We start from the raw sequence: 17,740 nt of genomic DNA, 5'->3' as shown, positions 1-17,740 counted from the left end.
AGATTCGATCATATATAAGAAGTATTTAATATTTCCAAATTACAAAAAATATTGTTACGAATTTACATAAATGACATCCTCCATCAAACTAAAGCATAAGGATAACTATTAGTAAATTTTTAACGTATGTTTAAGCACATAAAAACAATCACTAGCATCCGCAAGAAATAGTATATTGAATAATTTTCACTTAGCCTGCTGTACAATCAAGTCAGTTTCAAAAATTTTTTAAAACGCTGTTTAATGCCAATCAACAATAACGATGATAATTAACGCCCCATAACATGACTACATTATTCAAGTTTATATCAATCATCATTAAAAATGATTGATTAAAATCCCCATTTTCTGCCCCATTTCAAAATCGTGGTATAAAAAAAGACTGTTTTACAAGTCGTTTTTAACCAGTAAAACAGTCCAGAAAGCTTATTGTTGTTGCATTTTCATGCTATTTAAAATTTGTTGAACTTTTTTCTTAGATGGTTTTTGACCCATTTGCGCCATCATTTGTGTAATCATACGCTCATCAATTGGTGGGTTTTCTTTAAAGTAATTCATCATATAACGACGAGCAGCAAAAAAGCCTCCTACGAAACCAGCGATAATACCAATTACAACGATAATTAACCATGCCCATGTTGGTAACATACTATTCCCTCACTTTCCTAACTAAATACATTATATATAATACTAAAGAATGATTAAAAATAAAAGCATTAATCTAATTAATCCTCATTATGACGATTATGGATACGTTTTTCTTTTTGAATCGCCTTCAATTTATCAGGAGTGACATCATTTCCTTCTTCATCAACTATTTTTAATCCTTCAATATGGTTTCGAAAACCTTTACGTAAGTTTTGTAAATATTCTTCCCTTAGTACAGATTGTTCTTTTAATTCAGCATCAGTCAAACCATGCTCTTTCTTCTTTTTCGATAGTTCATTAATTCGACGTAATTTATCTTCGCTTAACAAAAATGTTTCCTCCTAACTATAAAAAAAGACTCACCGAAGTGAGTCGTGAAGCGGGTGACGAGAATCGAACTCGCGACAACAGCTTGGAAGGCTGTAGTTTTACCACTAAACTACACCCGCATCGACGGTCCCGACGGGATTTGAACCCGCGATCTCCTGCGTGACAGGCAGGCATGTTAACCCCTACACCACGGAACCAATTGCGGGGGTAGGATTCGAACCTACGACCTTCGGGTTATGAGCCCGACGAGATGCCAGCTTCTCCACCCCGCGATAATATTATATATAAGGAGGATGTGGGATTCGAACCCACGCACGCTTTTACACGCCTGACGGTTTTCAAGACCGTTCCCTTCAGCCGGACTTGGGTAATCCTCCATCAGCTTCTTTACTTTCATTCAATGATCCGTACGGGATTCGAACCCGTGTTACCGCCGTGAAAGGGCGGTGTCTTAACCACTTGACCAACGGACCGTCTGACGGGGAAGAAGGGATTTGAACCCTCGCGCCGGTAAACCGACCTACACCCTTAGCAGGGGCGCCTCTTCAGCCTCTTGAGTACTTCCCCATTAACCAAGTTTGATACTTTTTTTATTCAAAAAAGATGGGCCTAAATGGATTCGAACCATCGACCTCACCCTTATCAGGGGTGCGCTCTAACCAACTGAGCTATAGGCCCGTTGTCGCTTTAAGCGGGTGACGAGAATCGAACTCGCGACAACAGCTTGGAAGGCTGTAGTTTTACCACTAAACTACACCCGCATCTTCTCTTAATTGCGGGGGTAGGATTCGAACCTACGACCTTCGGGTTATGAGCCCGACGAGATGCCAGCTTCTCCACCCCGCGATAATATTATATATAAGGAGGATGTGGGATTCGAACCCACGCACGCTTTTACACGCCTGACGGTTTTCAAGACCGTTCCCTTCAGCCGGACTTGGGTAATCCTCCATATGATAGCTTCTATTCTTTGATGCTTTTCTCTTGTCCTACAAGACATGGACCTTGCAGGACTCGAACCTGCGACCGGACGGTTATGAGCCGTCTGCTCTAACCAACTGAGCTAAAGGTCCCAGTGCTTATAGCGGCGAAGGGGATCGAACCCATGACCTCCCGGGTATGAACCGGACGCTCTAGCCAGCTGAGCTACACCGCCATCAATGGAGAATAGCGGGATTGAACCGCTGACCTCCTGCGTGCAAAGCAGGCGCTCTCCCAGCTGAGCTAATCCCCCATTTTGGTATTACTTTAATATTTAAGATTTTTTTGATTTTTGGTTCAAAAAAATCGGGAAGACAGGATTCGAACCTGCGACCCCTTGGTCCCAAACCAAGTGCTCTACCAAGCTGAGCTACTTCCCGTTTCTATACACCCAGTAGGAGTCGAACCTACAACCGCTTGATTCGTAGTCAAGTACTCTATCCAATTGAGCTATGGGTGCATGCTTTAATGCCGAGGACCGGAATCGAACCGGTACGGGTATCACTACCCGCAGGATTTTAAGTCCTGTGCGTCTGCCAGTTCCGCCACCCCGGCATTTGCCTAAGTTTGCTGGCAAAGCGGAAAACGGGATTCGAACCCGCGACCCCCACCTTGGCAAGGTGGTGTTCTACCACTGAACTATTTCCGCGTTCTTTTATTCACTCATGCCGGCTGCAGGACTTGAACCTGTGACCTACGCGTTACGAGTGCGTTGCTCTACCATCTGAGCTAAGCCGGCCTCTTCTAAAAGGCCTAAATGCCGGCTAAAGGACTTGAACCCTCGACCCTCTGATTACAAATCAGATGCTCTACCAACTGAGCTAAGCCGGCTTGTTACCTCGACAAACATCTGTTCGTCTTCATGCGGGTGAAGGGACTTGAACCCCCACGCCCGAAGGCGCCAGATCCTAAATCTGGTGCGTCTGCCAATTCCGCCACACCCGCATTCTGATGACCCGTACAGGATTCGAACCTGTGACCCACTGATTAAAAGTCAGTTGCTCTACCAACTGAGCTAACGAGTCATGGTGGAGGTTAACGGGATCGAACCGCTGACCCTCTGCTTGTAAGGCAGATGCTCTCCCAGCTGAGCTAAACCTCCAATTTGAAAATAATTTACCCTGCGCGGCAACGTCCTACTCTCACAGGACCAAAGGTCCAACTACCATCGGCGCTAAGAAGCTTAACTGCTGTGTTCGGCATGGGAACAGGTGTATCCTTCTTGCCATCATCACCACACAGGTACATTATTTTCTTTAAGTAAACTTATTATAGTTCACTCAAAACTGAATAACTCACAAACTCTTTAACCTTAAATCTTCGTGGTTAAGTCCTCGACCGATTAGTACTAGTCCGCTCCATATATCACTATACTTCCACTTCTAGCCTATCTACCTGATCGTCTCTCAGGGGTCTTACTTCTTTCGAATGGGAAATCTCATCTTGAAGCTGGCTTCGCGCTTAGATGCTTTCAGCGCTTATCCTTCCCACACATAGCTACCCAGCGATGCTCCTGGCGGAACAACTGGTACACCAGCGGTGCGTCCATCCCGGTCCTCTCGTACTAAGGATAGCTCTTCTCAAATTTCCTACGCCCGCGACGGATAGGGACCGAACTGTCTCACGACGTTCTGAACCCAGCTCGCGTACCGCTTTAATGGGCGAACAGCCCAACCCTTGGGACCGACTTCAGCCCCAGGATGCGATGAGCCGACATCGAGGTGCCAAACCTCCCCGTCGATGTGAACTCTTGGGGGAGATAAGCCTGTTATCCCCAGGGTAGCTTTTATCCGTTGAGCGATGGCCCTTCCATACGGTACCACCGGATCACTAAGCCCGACTTTCGTCCCTGCTCGACTTGTTGGTCTCGCAGTCAAGCTCCCTTCTGCCTTTGCACTCTACGAATGATTTCCAACCATTCTGAGGGAACCTTTGGGCGCCTCCGTTACTCTTTAGGAGGCGACCGCCCCAGTCAAACTGTCCACCTGACACTGTCTCCCGTTGCCTTACAACGCGGGTTAGAGGGTTCATATCACAAGGGTAGTATCCCACCAACGCCTCCTCGTAAACTGGCGTTCACGATTCCTAAGCTCCTACCTATCCTGTACATGTCACACAAACACTCAATATCAAGTTACAGTAAAGCTCCATGGGGTCTTTCCGTCCTGTCGCGGGTAACCTGCATCTTCACAGGTACTATAATTTCACCGAGTCTCTCGTTGAGACAGTGCCCAGATCGTTACGCCTTTCGTGCGGGTCGGAACTTACCCGACAAGGAATTTCGCTACCTTAGGACCGTTATAGTTACGGCCGCCGTTTACTGGGGCTTCAATTCGAAGCGTCGCTTGCGCTAACCTCTCCTCTTAACCTTCCAGCACCGGGCAGGCGTCAGCCCCTATACGTCATCTTTCGATTTGGCAGAGACCTGTGTTTTTGATAAACAGTCGCCTGGGCCTATTCACTGCGGCTGGTATTGCTACCAGCACCCCTTCTCCCGAAGTTACGGGGTCATTTTGCCGAGTTCCTTAACGAGAGTTCTCTCGATCACCTTAGTGTTCTCCACTTGACTACCTGTGTCGGTTTGCGGTACGGGTTCATGTTATCTCGCTAGAAGCTTTTCTCGACAGTTTGATTATCCACCTTCGCTACTTTAATTCGCTACGCTTCACAGCTCATTCTCTTAAGTAAAAGCATTTAACTCTTACTAAAACTTACTGCTTGCACATCCTCTTCCATCCGGATGCGTGGAGTCACCTCCTGTGTCCCTCCTTCACTCAATCGATAACATCAAGTACAGGAATCTCTACCTGTTGTCCATCGCTTACGCCTGTCGGCTTGGGCTTAGGTCCCGACTAACCCAGGGCGGACGAGCCTTCCCCTGGAAACCTTAGTCTATCGGTGGACGGGATTCTCACCCGTCTTGCGCTACTCATACCGGCATTCTCACTTCTATACGCTCCAACACTCCTCACGGTATGCCTTCCCCGCATATAGAACGCTCTCCTACCACTCTAGTCTTAAACTAGAATCCACAGCTTCGGTGTATTGTTTAGCCCCGGTACATTTTCGGCGCAGAATCACTCGACTAGTGAGCTATTACGCACTCTTTAAATGATGGCTGCTTCTAAGCCAACATCCTAGCTGTCTGTGCAACTCCACATCCTTTTCCACTTAACAATTACTTGGGGACCTTAGCTGGTGGGCTGGGCTGTTTCCCTTTCGACTACGGATCTTATCACTCGCAGTCTGACTCCCAGAGATGAGTACTTGGCATTCGGAGTTTATCTGAATTCGGTAAAACTTGCGTCCCCCTCGTCCAAACAGTGCTCTACCTCCATCACTCTTACTCTGAGGCTATACCTAAATATATTTCGGAGAGAACCAGCTATCTCCAAGTTCGATTGGAATTTCTCCGCTACCCACAAGTCATCCAAACACTTTTCAACGTGTCCTGGTTCGGTCCTCCAGTGTGTCTTACCACACCTTCAACCTGCTCATGGGTAGGTCACTTGGTTTCGGGTCGACAACAACATACTTTCGCCCTATTCAGACTCGCTTTCGCTACGGCTCCGTTTCTTCAACTTAACCTCGCATGTTATCGTCACTCGCCGGTCCATTCTACAAAAGGTACACCATCACCCCTTAACGGGCTCTGATTACTTGTAGGCACACGGTTTCAGGTACTCTTTCACTCCCCTCCAGGGGTGCTTTTCACCTTTCCCTCACGGTACTGGTTCACTATCGGTCACTAGGGAGTATTTAGCCTTGCCAGATGGTCCTGGCGGATTCCAACGGGATTCCTCGTGTCCCGCCGTACTCAGGATACTCCTAAAGCTTCAGTCAGTTTCGTATACAGGGCTCTCACCTTGTCTCGCTCTGCTTCCCATCAGATTCTACTACTCACTTCAGTCTTATATCGGAGTCCTACAACCCCATTGTGCATGCACAATGGTTTGGGCTCTTCCCTTTTCGCTCGCCGCTACTTAGGGAATCGATTTTTCTTTCTCTTCCTGCAGGTACTTAGATGTTTCAGTTCTCTGCGTCTTCCTCGCTTACGCGTACTGCATTTAGCAGTGGGTTCCCCCATTCGGATATCTCTGGATCATAGCTTACTTACAGCTCCCCAAAGCATTTCGTCGTTCGTCACGTCCTTCATCGGCTCCTAGTGCCAAGGCATTCACCGTGCGCCCTTTGTTTCTTAACCACATTTTTGCGCTCGTAAAGGCTCTTCCCCTTTACTCTTATTTTCTCTATATTATTATATAGACTCGGTCAATTCTCGGTTTATTATATCTTTCTCTTGAAATTATATAATCTATATTGATTACTCCTGTTAAAATAATCAATATCGTTTGTTTTGTTATTCAGTTTTCAATGAACTAGGTGTTTTGAGTAAGTGAACCTCACTCAAAACTGAACAATGACAAATCCTAACTCTGTGTAGTTCCAGTACTCCTTAGAAAGGAGGTGATCCAGCCGCACCTTCCGATACGGCTACCTTGTTACGACTTCACCCCAATCATCCATCCCACCTTCGACGGCTCCCTCCTATTGGTTAGGCCACCGGCTTCGGGTGTTACAAACTCTCGTGGTGTGACGGGCGGTGTGTACAAGACCCGGGAACGTATTCACCGCGGCGTGCTGATCCGCGATTACTAGCGATTCCGGCTTCATGTAGTCGAGTTGCAGACTACAATCCGAACTGAGAATGGCTTTTAGAGATTGGCATGCTCTTGCGAGTTAGCGACTCGTTGTACCATCCATTGTAGCACGTGTGTAGCCCAGGTCATAAGGGGCATGATGATTTGACGTCATCCCCACCTTCCTCCGGTTTGTCACCGGCAGTCTAACTAGAGTCCCCATCTGAATGCTGGCAACTAGTTATAAGGGTTGCGCTCGTTGCGGGACTTAACCCAACATCTCACGACACGAGCTGACGACAACCATGCACCACCTGTCTTCTTGCCCCGAAGGGTTTCTCTTATCTCTAAGATATGCAAGAGATGTCAAGACCTGGTAAGGTTCTTCGCGTTGCTTCGAATTAAACCACATGCTCCACCGCTTGTGCGGGTCCCCGTCAATTCCTTTGAGTTTCAACCTTGCGGTCGTACTCCCCAGGCGGAGTGCTTATTGCGTTAACGCCAGCACTGAAGGGTGGAAACCCTCCAACACTTAGCACTCATCGTTTACGGCGTGGACTACCAGGGTATCTAATCCTGTTCGCTCCCCACGCTTTCGAGCCTCAGTGTCAGTTACAGACCAGAAAGCCGCTTTCGCCACTGGTGTTCCTCCATATATCTACGCATTTCACCGCTACACATGGAATTCCGCTTTCCTCTTCTGCACTCAAGTTCCCCAGTTTCCAATGACCCTCCACGGTTAAGCCGTGGGCTTTCACATCAGACTTAAGAAACCACCTGCGCTCCCTTTACGCCCAATAAATCCGGACAACGCTTGCCACCTACGTATTACCGCGGCTGCTGGCACGTAGTTAGCCGTGGCTTTCTGGTTAGATACCGTCAATCTACTAACATTTCCTCTAGTAGCCGTTCTTCTCTAACAACAGTGCTTTACGATCCGAAAACCTTCTTCACACACGCGGCGTTGCTCCGTCAGACTTGCGTCCATTGCGGAAGATTCCCTACTGCTGCCTCCCGTAGGAGTTTGGGCCGTGTCTCAGTCCCAATGTGGCCGATCACCCTCTCAGGTCGGCTATGCATCATCGCCTTGGTAAGCCGTTACCTTACCAACTAGCTAATGCACCGCGGGGCCATCCTTTAATGATGCCGTAGCACCTTTCCCAACTTAACCAGGCGGTTAAATTGTCTATGCGGTATTAGCAGTCGTTTCCGACTGTTATCCCCCACTAAAGGGCAGGTTCCCCACGTGTTACTCACCCGTGCGCCACTAACCTTAACGAGAACAAGTTCAAGTTGCGGTTCGTTCGACTTGCATGTATTAGGCACGCCGCCAGCGTTCGTCCTGAGCCAGGATCAAACTCTCATGAAAGTTTCATGAGTCGTTTCAGACTCTTACTATTTACTAGCTTGTATATTTATAGAGTTACCACTCTGTCTCGAATTTATATTCGGGTATGTTGTGATAATTCAAATGAATTATCCCCTACACATTTTTGGTGTTTGTCTTTGTTCAGTTTTCAATGAGCTTCGTTGTTGCTTGCTTAAGCAACTTCTATATAATATCACGTTTGATTGAAACTGTCAACGAGTTTTTTCAACTTTTTTTACTTCTTTTTCAATCTTTCGTCTTGTTCGCTTGGAACTCCCTTATAGTATCATGTTATCCAACACTCGTCAACACCTTTTTTACTTTATTTTTACATTTTCTCAAAAAAACCGATTACTTTAAATCGTAATCGGTTTTTTTAATCTTATTTACGTTATTTTCGGTCTTGTGGCCGTTTCATTATTTCGCTCATGACGATAGCGTCTTTAATTGTACCAGATCGTAACATTCGTTGATACGGATGTTGTTTAAATTGATGTTGCTCTTTTTTTCCACTTGTAGTGTATCTTCTTCATCTTCAATTAAATCATCTGCCAATGACTCGAAATAATCAATATCCTTTGTTAAATAGTCTTCTATGGATTCTTCTTTTGAATTTCTCGCCTCTAATGATTCATGATTCAACGATTGACTGTTAAGTGTTATATTTTTGTCGCTTTCTAATTCATCCATCAAGGATTGATCTTCTTCTATAGAAAGTTGTTCCATTTCACTATCAATCGAGAACTCTTCCAAAAGCTTTCTTTTTCTATTATTCTTTGTTTCTCTTGTTTTTGCTTCTATTAAACTGCTTTTTAGTTGATTCATAGAACGTTCAGCTGCTTCAATCGCATTTTTGGTTTTTTCACTTAACTTTTCTTCATCAACTTCCAACTTTTTTACTATATCAAACTTTTTTCTTTTGATCTACTATTAATAAACCAAAAGTAGATGAGAATCAACAGAAATATTTCCATGGTTCATCGCCCCTATTCATTTTCATTTTGAATAGTTGGATTGGCAATTGAATCGCGCATCGCAGTGTCTGATTTTATATTTTGCATTTGATAATAGTCCATTACACCTAAATTACCTTTTTTGAATGCTTCCGCAATAGCTAAAGGAACTTCTGATTCAGCCTCTACTACTTTAGCTCTCATGCGTTGAACTTCGGCCAACATCTCTTGTTCTTGAGCAACAGCAAAGGCACGACGTTCTTCGGCTTTGGCTTGCGCAATCTTCTTATCGGCAATCGCTTGATCGGCTTGCAATTTTGCTCCTATATTACGGCCTACATCCACATCCGCGATATCAATCGATAGAATTTCAAATGCGGTACCGGAGTCCAATCCTTTTCTTAAAATTGTTTGCGAAATAGAATCTGGATTTTCTAAAACAATAGAATGTTTTGGAGCACTACCGACTGTCGTAACAATCCCCTCTCCAACACGGGCAATGATAGTTTCTTCACCAGCACCCCCGACTAAACGCTCGATATTAGCTCTTACTGTTACTTTGGCTTTTGCTTTTACTTCAATACCATCCATCGCAACACCAGCAATAATGGGGGTTTCAATTACTTTAGGATTAACGGATACTTGTACGGCTTCAAAAACATTACGCCCGGCTAAATCAATAGCTGCTGCTTGCTCAAATTCTAAATCAATATTAGCTCTTTGGGCGGCGATTAGTGCATCTACTACTAAATTGATATTACCGCCCGCTAAATAGTGAGCTTCAAGTTCATCTGTACTGATTTTTAAACCTGCTTTAGTTGCTTTTATAAGGGGGTAATGATGTATGATGGTACAACTCGTCGTAGACGCATCCCAACTAAATTCCCAATCCCGACTTTCACACCAGAGAAATAGGCTGTAATCCATAATCCTACTGGTACAAATCTAAAGAACAAAGCAATAAATATTATTGCTAAAACAGCAATAATGACTATTGAAACGATGGTTGTTTCTCCCATTTCTTCCACTCCTCTAATTATTCATTTATTTTTCTCACATATAGCTGAGTCCCTTTGACCCTTGAAATGTATACTGGTTGACTCATTTCAAGCATCCCTTCTTCACTCATCACTTCGTAAACTTGTTGATCTGTATCTAATTTAATTTTTCCGACTGGTCTTAAATCTTCAATGACCCTTCCTGTTTCATTAATTAATTTTCCATAACTTACCAAAGTATCTTCATCAACCTGTTTTCCAATTGCTTTATTTAAAACGAATTGAGGTGAGATTTGTAATGTTAATCCCGCTTGGTAAGAGATGAAACTTACTGCTAATACTAAACCTACTAATGCTAATAATAACAAAATCAAATCAGGAATCTCTCTGACTTGTTCAGCTAATGAGTAGATAATCGTGATCACACCTAAAATACCCACAATGCCAAAATCTGGAATATATAATTCGATGATTAAAAATGCTACCCCGATTAGAAAAATAATATAATCGAAAATTGGTTGATTCAACACATCAAAATATACTGCAAAAAAACCGACCGCCACTACAATATTTAGCCACTTAAATTTTAAAAATAACGCTAGCGTTAATAGCGCTGTCCCCGAAAACAGCCAAATCATATTTTCTCACCTCACTTATCAGTAAAATTATAACAAATTTTTTTATAAACTAATAATGATAACCCTTCTTTTTCACCCTTATAAATAAATAGTGTCATTTTCGTTTTATCAATATGTATGTTTCTTTATGTATGTTTCTTTATGTATGTTTCTTTGTTGTCTATACAAATTTACATATTGTTTACAATCTATTCTATCTATCGATGACTAAATCATGTTATGATTAATTTACTATAATATATGGAAGGATTGATTCTATGGCAAGTATTTATACCCATCATCGCTTTGGTCTACAATTGCTTGAATTACTACCTGAGCAATATAAAATTATTGCCGAAACACATCGAGATTATTATTTATTAGGCCAACAAGGTCCAGATATTTTTTTCTTTAATCCTTTAACCTTGATGAAATCAGATAGCCCTGGAATGATTATTCATAAAGAATCTGGGATAAATTTTATTGAGAATCAAAAAGAGATGCTCCTCGATTGCGAATGGAATTCACCCGAGATGGCTTATTTTATTGGTAGTCTTTGTCACTACTTGCTTGATTCAAATATACATCCACTTGTAAATCAACTAAGTGAAGGAGAATTTTCTCACTTAAATGTTGAAACAGAATTGGACCGTTACTATTTAATCAAAGACCAGAAAAATCCCTTTAAATTCAAACTAGAAAATCTCATTGCGAAAGAGCCAGGTTTTAAAAAGGTTATTCCAAAATTTTATACTCGTTACCCAAAAGGAACACCACAAAATGTTAATTTAGGTATTCATTTCTTTCGTTATATTAAGTGTTTTTTCATAGCGAATCACAAATTAAAGAGAAGTTTTTAATATCTTTACTTAAATTTGCTGGGTTTTCTAACTTTAAGTCTCTCATTATCTTGCAAACTCCTTTTAAGGAAGCGGCGGCTGCTAATCCTCAATTGGATGCTATTTTTGAAACTACCTTGAACAGGTCCCCTGCTTTAATTGACAATGTATTTCAATATTTAATGAACGGACACGCGTTGGCTGATGCATTTAAAATAAATTATGATGGAGAGTAAACTATGAAAGATTTAACAAAATTAGAAAAAAATTGGATTTTATATGATGTTGGAAATAGTGCTTTTACCCTATTAGCTACTACTATCATTCCGATTGTCTTCAATACTTTAGCTGAGAATAAGGGTTTATCAGAAGATGTCTATTTTTCGTATTGGGGTTATGCCGTCACTATTAGCACTATTATCGTTGGGATCTTAGGGCCTATTTTAGGGGCCAAATCGGATAGTCACGGTCATCGTAAACGCTGGTTCACAATAATGTTAGTTTTCGGTTCAATTGGTTGTGTCTTAATGCCATTCTTTCAACATTGGTTATCTTTTCTCATTGCCTATGTTTTAACGAAGGTCTTTTATAATTCATCTTTAGTTTTCTATGACAGTATGTTAACCGATGTGACCACTCCTGAACGGATGGACCGGGTTTCATCTCATGGTTATGCTTGGGGATACGTCGGTAGTACAATTCCTTTTGTCATTAGTATCGCAATTATTTTTAGTAAAGACATGATTGGTATCTCAACTTTTCATGCTACGATTGCTGCATTTGTAATTAATGCTTTATGGTGGTTCTTATTTTCAATTCCACTCATTAAAACCTATGAACAAAAACATATCAACACTGAAAATAGCACCAATCAAGTGTTCCAACAATTATGGGCGACCTTACAACAAATTATTAAAGACCGTAAAATCAGTCTGTTTTTATTATCATTCTTCTTTTATATTGATGGTGTCTATACAATTATTAATATGGCTACAGCTTATGGTACTTCTTTAGGTTTAGATTCAACCGGTTTAATTTTAGCTTTATTAGTTACGCAATTAGTAGCATTTCCAGCTGCACTCTATTTTTCAAAGATTTCTCATCAATATAAAACAGAAACCTTGATAAAAATCTGTATTATTGCCTATGGTTTAATCGCATTATATGCCATTCAGTTGGATCAATTGTATGAGTTTTGGATTCTAGCAATTGCGGTTGGGATGTTCCAAGGAGCAATTCAAGCATTATCACGTTCCTATTTTGCTAAAATCATTCCTAATGAAAAATCGGGAGAATATTTTGGTATCTTTGACATCTGTGGAAAAGGAGCGTCAATCTTTGGCACATTAATTGTTTCTTTAATTACGACTTTTACTGGTAATCAACAATATGCCGTGGCATCATTAACGATTTTATTTATTGCTGGTTTTATTATCTTAAATCTTTCATTAAAAGAGCCGGTAGTAAAATAATCGTTTACGGTATGAAAAACCACAAGTGATGAGACTGGGCAAAAACTTTTAAAATTCTGTTCAGGCATATCTATTTAATTCAAAGCGCAGTGGTTGAGTGGTCTCAATCTGCGTCTTAATGTGGTTTGGGATAAAGTTGATAAATTCAATCGAGTTATTGCTCAATAATTAGAAGCGCAGTGGTTGAGTGGCCTCAATCTGCGTCTTAATGAGGTTAAAGATAAATTTGGTAAACTCAATCAAGTTATTGTTATTAAAGTAAAAGCGCAGTGGTTGAGTGGCCTCAACCTGCGTCTTAATGAGGTTAAAGATAAATTTGGTAAACTCAATCAAGTTATTGTTATTAAAGTAAAAGCGCAGTGGTTGAGTGGCATCAACCTGCGTCTTAATGAGGTTAAAGATAAATTTGGTAAACTCAATCAAGTTATTGTTATTAAAGTAAAAGCGCAGTGGTTGAGTGGCATCAACCTGCGTCTTAATGACTTGTTTGATACCTACTCAACTGTGCGGGGGTAGGCCGACGAAGCGAAAATTATTCAATTTTCTACTTCTGGTCTACTCCCAACTGTGCGGGGTAGGCCGACGAAGCGAAAATTATTCAATTTTCTACTTCTGGTCTACTCCCAACTGTGCGGGGAGTGCGCAGACGAAGCTAAAATCAACTGATTTTCTACTTCTTGCCCACTCCCACATTGAGCAATTACACTAATTTGCTTTAAATTGTTCTACTCAAAAAGGATTGCGTTCATTTGCTTATATAAGTAATATAAACTTGCGCTAAATCCTTAATTCTTACTACCTAAAATTTTCATAAATAAAAAGACGGGATTCGAACTAATGTTCTTCCCGTCTCAATTCTTCTATCTATTTTGCATACTCAACAGCACGCGTTTCGCGTATAACCGTCACTTTAATATTTCCTGGATAATTCATTTCTGCTTCAATTTTATTTTTGATATCTCGTGCTACTTTGATTGCTTGAGCATCATTTAACTCTTGTGGTTTAACCATTACTCTGACTTCACGCCCAGCTTGAATAGCATAACTATGAGAAACACCATCATAGCTGTTAGAAATTTCTTCTAATTTCTCTAGACGGCGAATATAGTTTTCAAGTGATTCACTTCTTGCACCTGGTCTAGCAGCAGATAAGGCATCAGCAGCTGCTACTAATACCGCAATTGGTGAGGTCGGTTCAGTATCACCATGATGAGATGCGATTGAATTCACTACAATTTCAGGTTCGTGGTATTTATTGGCGATTTCAGCACCAATTTCAACGTGAGAACCTTCGATTTCATGGTCAAGTGCTTTACCTAAATCGTGTAAAAGTCCTGCTCTTTTGGCCATAGCAACATCTTCACCTAATTCTCCAGCCATCACTCCTGCTAATTTTGCTACTTCAATACTATGTTTTAAAACGTTTTGTCCGTAACTAGTTCTAAATGACAAGCGTCCTAAAATTTTAATGATGTCTGGATGTAGCGAATGGACACCAACTTCAAATGTTGCTTCTTCACCAATTTCACGAACTTTTTCGTCAATTTCTTTACGCGCACGATCCACCATTTCTTCGATTCTTGCAGGATGAATACGTCCATCTTGAATTAATCGCTCTAAAGCAATTTTAGCAATTTGTCGTCTAATTGGATCAAATCCACTTAATACGACAGTATCTGGTGTATCGTCAATAATTAAATCGATACCAGTTAAACTTTCTAATGTGCGAATATTACGTCCTTCACGACCGATAATGCGTCCTTTCAAGTCATCACTTGGTAAGTGTACAACAGTCACAGTGTTCTCCGCTACTAAATCAGTTGCAGATTTTTGAATGGCTTGTAAAATAATATTTTTAGCATTACGATCTGCTTCATCTTTAGCTCTTTGTTCTGAATCTCTAACCATAATCGCAATTTCATTCGATAATTCTTGTTCAGTCTCAGACATAATAATTTCTCTGGCATCTTGTCTTGAAAGAGTGGCGACTCTTTCTAACTCAAGTTTTTGTTCATCGATTAATATTTGAACTTGTTTTTCTTTTTCAGATATTGCTTGTTGGCGTTTGATATATTCCGTTTCTTTTTTCTCAAGATTTAATTCACGCTTATCTAAATTATTACTTTTGATATCTAAATTTTCTTCTTTTTGCATCAAACGTTGTTCTAATCTAGTTACTTCACTGCGTCGTTCTTTTAATTCTTGTTCAATCTCATTACGGAACTTTAAGTTATCTTCCTTCGCTTCAAATAGTGCTTCACGTTTTAGATTTTGCGCTTGTTTAATCGCATCATCCACAATGGCTTCTGCATTTGCTTTGGCGCCATCGACACGTTTTTCATCATTTTTCTTTTGAATAAAAATCCCTAAAACTAATCCGATTATTAAAGCAACGATAGCGAAGGCGATTGACATTAAGTCCATAAGAGTCACCTCCGTATCATTATTATATTTTATTTCATTTCAAAAAAATTGAAGTTAAATAATTAAAAAATGTGCTTTCACACATCTTTTATTTTAGACTTTATTATATTAATTGTCAATTGATTTAATATGAAGTGTCAATGATGGTACTTGACGTAAAAAAGAGGCTTAGCATGAACCTAAGTCCTTGCTAAACCTCTAAAATAACGATGTTATTTTTATTTTCTTTTATAAGATACTATTGTAACTCAGGGTGAGCTTCCATATATGTTTTGATAGTATCCTTTGTTTCGGCTTGCATTTCAAAGTAAGCATTCATTACTTGATGGGCAATATAGGTACTTTGACGACCAGTGGCTGCTTCTTCTAAATACGGTACAACAACAGTAATCGCAATCTCTGGATTATCATAAGGCGCATAACCAATAAATGTTGCATTCGTTACGGGTTGGTTTTGTGCATATTGAATTGGTCCAGAATAAAAGGCTTCGGTAGTCCCTGTCTTAGAACCGACTTTGATTGGATAATTTAAGAAATAGTATCGTGCTGTTCCTTGATCTGTATGGGAAACTTGGTACATCCCTTCGTGTATTCGGTCAAATGCTTCATTTGGTAATTGCACCACATTCATTACTTTAGGATCAATCGAAGTTTTTACGCCACCTAATTCACCATTGGCATCTGTACTTCGTATTTCTTTCACTAATCGTGGCGAATAACGGAAACCGTTATTCGCAATCGTTGAAACATATTGAACCATTTGTAATGGTGTATACAAGTCGAACTGTCCATAGGACAAATCCAGTGCCGATACTAACTGAGAACTGTAAGGTGTATACCCTTCAGATTCAGTTGGCAAATCAATCCCAGTTTGAGTTCCTAATCCAAACTCTGCGAAATACTTACGCATAATATTAATAGTATCAGGTGAAATGGTTAATTGACCATTTTGTTCCCAACTTGATTGTCCTCCAATCATCATCGCCATTTTAATCATATAAATGTTAGAAGATAATTGTAATGCTTGAATGTCAGTAATCGGTACTTCTCCAGTACGGTTAAAAACAGAACTTTTTTCTTGAGACGCCTGGAATTTCATTGGTTCATCGACGATAGTATTGTTGGTTGTGTTAATAACTCCTGTTAAATATCCCATTGCGACCATCGCAGGTTTTACCGACGACCCCATTCCGTAACTTGTATTAATTGCACCTAGGGCATCATCGATAATTTTACCCGTATAAGAGTCGGTATTTTCATCATATTCAAACTTTTTACCAGCAATACCTAAAATATCACCATTATTAGGATTCATTGCGACGATATAAACACGATCATTTAATCCTTGATTGTCCATGTTTTTCAACGCATTTTCAGCAATTTGGTCTAATTTTGCATTGAAGGCTGTATCAATCGTTAATACCAAATTATCGCCTTTGGAACCTTCAAAAATTTGTTGATTTGATAAAATGTCATCGGTCGAATCGGTTACGACTGTTGAAATGGATTTAGTCCCTCGTAATACATCTTCATATTGTTGTTCTAAAAACGAAATTCCTACACGGTCATTCATCGCATAACCTTTAGCTATTAATTCATTAGCTCTCTCGCTAGGGAGTCCGCGCTGTTCTGTTGAAACATGACCTAAGATGGAACGTAATAAACCATTTTGAGGATACGTTCGTTGCCAATCGGTACCAATCGAAATGCCAGGTAAAGAACCTAATTGTTCACTGACACGTGCAATTTCTTGTGGAGTCACATTTTGATTTTTTACTGTTACCGTTGATAATGCATAAGCACTATTCATGTTTTTAAATAAAGCTATTACCTTTTTTTCACCATCAGAATAATTTAATTCTTCTGATTTCACTGCATTTAATTGTTCTTTATAAAAGGCTGAACCCGTTAATTGCTTTTGCTCTTTAGTGAGTCGACTATTAACCGTTGATTCATTATTGATAATAAAATAATCTTTTAAATCCCGCTCAGATAATCCTTGAGTTGGAATATCAATTAAAGAAGCTAATTTACGTGCTAAGTCCACTAAATCTGAAGGGGAAACTTTTGAATCGGTATCACGAGTGAAAAGTATTGCCATTTCAGGATGATTCCCCACCAAGATTCGTCCTTGGCTGTCATAAATCATACCTCGTGGTACTGAACCTGTCGTTAAGGTCGATTCTGTCTTTTGTACCATGGACAAGAAGGTGTCTCCTTTATAAAGTTGTAAATATCCTAATCTCACAAATAAAGCCGCAAAGCTTAAAAATGCTGCAAAAAACAAAATATTTAATCGTTTGGGAATATGTGAATTATTCTTATTTTTTTTCAATTTGTATTTAGCCATAGTGTCACTCAATTCTGTTACTTATTTTGATTCAGAATAATCATTTTCTATTATAACAAACTATTTAATCTTTGGGGAATAAAATATTATTATCTTTTGATGAACTATTCATAATTTAA

Annotated in this window: 9 protein-coding genes, 22 tRNA genes, 3 rRNA genes and 1 pseudogene; 3 read left to right on the top strand and 32 right to left on the bottom strand. The window is 40.4% G+C overall.

Annotation, left to right across the window (positions count from 1 at the left end; translation table 11 throughout):
• Positions 1-426 precede the first annotated feature (426 nt).
• From LB888_RS10235 to LB888_RS10090, 30 genes and pseudogenes are all read right to left on the bottom strand, one after another.
• Entirely contained in the window at positions 427-648 is a 222-nt protein-coding gene (locus tag LB888_RS10235; RefSeq protein WP_071408700.1) for a YneF family protein, read from the bottom strand.
• A gap of 77 nt (positions 649-725) precedes the next feature.
• Positions 726-977 carry a DUF896 domain-containing protein gene (locus LB888_RS10230; protein WP_078756640.1) on the bottom strand — a complete coding sequence of 84 codons (252 nt, stop codon included), beginning with the start codon at positions 975-977 and terminating at the stop codon, positions 726-728.
• 49 nt (positions 978-1,026) lie between these two features.
• A tRNA-Gly gene (locus LB888_RS10225) sits at positions 1,027-1,097 on the bottom strand.
• A 5-nt stretch (positions 1,098-1,102) separates the two neighbouring features.
• Positions 1,103-1,175: transfer RNA gene (locus LB888_RS10220), tRNA-Asp, on the bottom strand.
• A gap of 2 nt (positions 1,176-1,177) precedes the next feature.
• A tRNA-Met gene (locus LB888_RS10215) sits at positions 1,178-1,250 on the bottom strand.
• 15 nt (positions 1,251-1,265) lie between these two features.
• Positions 1,266-1,355, bottom strand: a tRNA-Ser gene (locus tag LB888_RS10210).
• A 24-nt stretch (positions 1,356-1,379) separates the two neighbouring features.
• A tRNA-Glu gene (locus LB888_RS10205) sits at positions 1,380-1,451 on the bottom strand.
• A 6-nt stretch (positions 1,452-1,457) separates the two neighbouring features.
• Positions 1,458-1,545: transfer RNA gene (locus LB888_RS10200), tRNA-Ser, on the bottom strand.
• A gap of 37 nt (positions 1,546-1,582) precedes the next feature.
• Positions 1,583-1,656 (bottom strand) — tRNA-Ile (locus LB888_RS10195).
• Positions 1,657-1,668: 12 nt separating this feature from the next.
• A tRNA-Gly gene (locus tag LB888_RS10190) sits at positions 1,669-1,739 on the bottom strand.
• 12 nt (positions 1,740-1,751) lie between these two features.
• Positions 1,752-1,824, bottom strand: a tRNA-Met gene (locus LB888_RS10185).
• Positions 1,825-1,839: 15 nt separating this feature from the next.
• Positions 1,840-1,929: transfer RNA gene (locus tag LB888_RS10180), tRNA-Ser, on the bottom strand.
• A gap of 48 nt (positions 1,930-1,977) precedes the next feature.
• Positions 1,978-2,051 (bottom strand) — tRNA-Ile (locus tag LB888_RS10175).
• 9 nt (positions 2,052-2,060) lie between these two features.
• Positions 2,061-2,134: transfer RNA gene (locus LB888_RS10170), tRNA-Met, on the bottom strand.
• Positions 2,135-2,139: 5 nt separating this feature from the next.
• A tRNA-Ala gene (locus LB888_RS10165) sits at positions 2,140-2,212 on the bottom strand.
• A 53-nt stretch (positions 2,213-2,265) separates the two neighbouring features.
• Positions 2,266-2,339, bottom strand: a tRNA-Pro gene (locus LB888_RS10160).
• A gap of 6 nt (positions 2,340-2,345) precedes the next feature.
• Positions 2,346-2,419 (bottom strand) — tRNA-Arg (locus tag LB888_RS10155).
• Between the two features lie 9 nt (positions 2,420-2,428).
• Positions 2,429-2,514, bottom strand: a tRNA-Leu gene (locus LB888_RS10150).
• Between the two features lie 22 nt (positions 2,515-2,536).
• Positions 2,537-2,608 (bottom strand) — tRNA-Gly (locus LB888_RS10145).
• A 17-nt stretch (positions 2,609-2,625) separates the two neighbouring features.
• Positions 2,626-2,698, bottom strand: a tRNA-Thr gene (locus LB888_RS10140).
• Positions 2,699-2,717: 19 nt separating this feature from the next.
• Positions 2,718-2,790 (bottom strand) — tRNA-Thr (locus LB888_RS10135).
• Between the two features lie 32 nt (positions 2,791-2,822).
• A tRNA-Leu gene (locus LB888_RS10130) sits at positions 2,823-2,904 on the bottom strand.
• 7 nt (positions 2,905-2,911) lie between these two features.
• Positions 2,912-2,984, bottom strand: a tRNA-Lys gene (locus LB888_RS10125).
• A 1-nt stretch (position 2,985) separates the two neighbouring features.
• Positions 2,986-3,061 (bottom strand) — tRNA-Val (locus LB888_RS10120).
• Between the two features lie 21 nt (positions 3,062-3,082).
• Positions 3,083-3,198: ribosomal RNA gene (gene rrf / locus LB888_RS10115) — 5S ribosomal RNA — on the bottom strand.
• Between the two features lie 83 nt (positions 3,199-3,281).
• Positions 3,282-6,163: ribosomal RNA gene (locus LB888_RS10110) — 23S ribosomal RNA — on the bottom strand.
• Between the two features lie 256 nt (positions 6,164-6,419).
• Positions 6,420-7,968: ribosomal RNA gene (locus tag LB888_RS10105) — 16S ribosomal RNA — on the bottom strand.
• Together the 16S, 23S and 5S rRNA genes with 22 tRNA genes alongside form the textbook arrangement of a ribosomal RNA operon.
• 426 nt (positions 7,969-8,394) lie before the next feature.
• A complete protein-coding gene (locus LB888_RS10100) occupies positions 8,395-8,859 on the bottom strand; it encodes a hypothetical protein (protein WP_318752840.1) in 465 nt (154 codons plus the stop codon).
• A 95-nt stretch (positions 8,860-8,954) separates the two neighbouring features.
• A pseudogene (floA, locus tag LB888_RS10095) lies at positions 8,955-9,940 on the bottom strand (flotillin-like protein FloA).
• Between the two features lie 17 nt (positions 9,941-9,957).
• On the bottom strand, positions 9,958-10,557 hold the full coding sequence (locus LB888_RS10090; protein ID WP_318752839.1) for an NfeD family protein: 600 nt from the start codon (positions 10,555-10,557) through the stop codon (positions 9,958-9,960).
• Between the two features lie 257 nt (positions 10,558-10,814).
• On the opposite strand from LB888_RS10090, the gene LB888_RS10085 reads away from it, so the two are divergent.
• From LB888_RS10085 to LB888_RS10075, 3 genes are all read left to right on the top strand, one after another.
• Positions 10,815-11,396, top strand: coding sequence for a zinc dependent phospholipase C family protein (locus tag LB888_RS10085; protein ID WP_318752838.1), 582 nt, complete (start codon positions 10,815-10,817; stop codon positions 11,394-11,396).
• 218 nt (positions 11,397-11,614) lie between these two features.
• Positions 11,615-12,847, top strand: a complete 1,233-nt coding sequence (locus tag LB888_RS10080) for an MFS transporter (RefSeq protein ID WP_318752837.1) — start codon at positions 11,615-11,617, stop codon at positions 12,845-12,847.
• A gap of 183 nt (positions 12,848-13,030) precedes the next feature.
• Complete coding sequence (locus tag LB888_RS10075; RefSeq protein ID WP_318752836.1) at positions 13,031-13,363, top strand: hypothetical protein; 333 nt, start codon at positions 13,031-13,033, stop codon at positions 13,361-13,363.
• Between the two features lie 348 nt (positions 13,364-13,711).
• Here LB888_RS10075 and rny read toward each other — a convergent pair whose 3' ends face one another.
• Together rny and LB888_RS10065 are read right to left on the bottom strand one after the other, a co-directional pair.
• Positions 13,712-15,271 carry a ribonuclease Y gene (gene rny / locus LB888_RS10070; RefSeq protein WP_318752835.1) on the bottom strand — a complete coding sequence of 520 codons (1,560 nt, stop codon included), beginning with the start codon at positions 15,269-15,271 and terminating at the stop codon, positions 13,712-13,714.
• A 238-nt stretch (positions 15,272-15,509) separates the two neighbouring features.
• On the bottom strand, positions 15,510-17,621 hold the full coding sequence (locus LB888_RS10065) for a penicillin-binding protein 2 (protein WP_318752834.1): 2,112 nt from the start codon (positions 17,619-17,621) through the stop codon (positions 15,510-15,512).
• Positions 17,622-17,740: the final 119 nt, after the last annotated feature.

It is taken from the genome of Globicatella sp. PHS-GS-PNBC-21-1553 (assembly GCF_033564055.1).
Classification (GTDB): Bacteria; Bacillota; Bacilli; order Lactobacillales; family Aerococcaceae; genus Globicatella; species Globicatella sulfidifaciens.
The sequence above is the reverse complement of the archived record's forward strand: the minus strand, read 5'-3'. Positions and strand labels throughout refer to the sequence as shown.

Excerpts from the sequence above, each read along its gene's own strand:
- LB888_RS10080 (WP_318752837.1), top strand. The coding sequence starts at position 11,615 with ATGAAAGATTTAACAAAATTAGAAAAAAATTGGATTTTATATGATGTT.
- LB888_RS10065 (WP_318752834.1), bottom strand. The coding sequence starts at position 17,621 with ATGGCTAAATACAAATTGAAAAAAAATAAGAATAATTCACATATTCCC.
- rny (WP_318752835.1), bottom strand. The coding sequence starts at position 15,271 with ATGGACTTAATGTCAATCGCCTTCGCTATCGTTGCTTTAATAATCGGA.
- LB888_RS10235 (WP_071408700.1), bottom strand. The coding sequence starts at position 648 with ATGTTACCAACATGGGCATGGTTAATTATCGTTGTAATTGGTATTATC.
- LB888_RS10090 (WP_318752839.1), bottom strand. The coding sequence starts at position 10,557 with ATGATTTGGCTGTTTTCGGGGACAGCGCTATTAACGCTAGCGTTATTT.
- LB888_RS10085 (WP_318752838.1), top strand. The coding sequence starts at position 10,815 with ATGGCAAGTATTTATACCCATCATCGCTTTGGTCTACAATTGCTTGAA.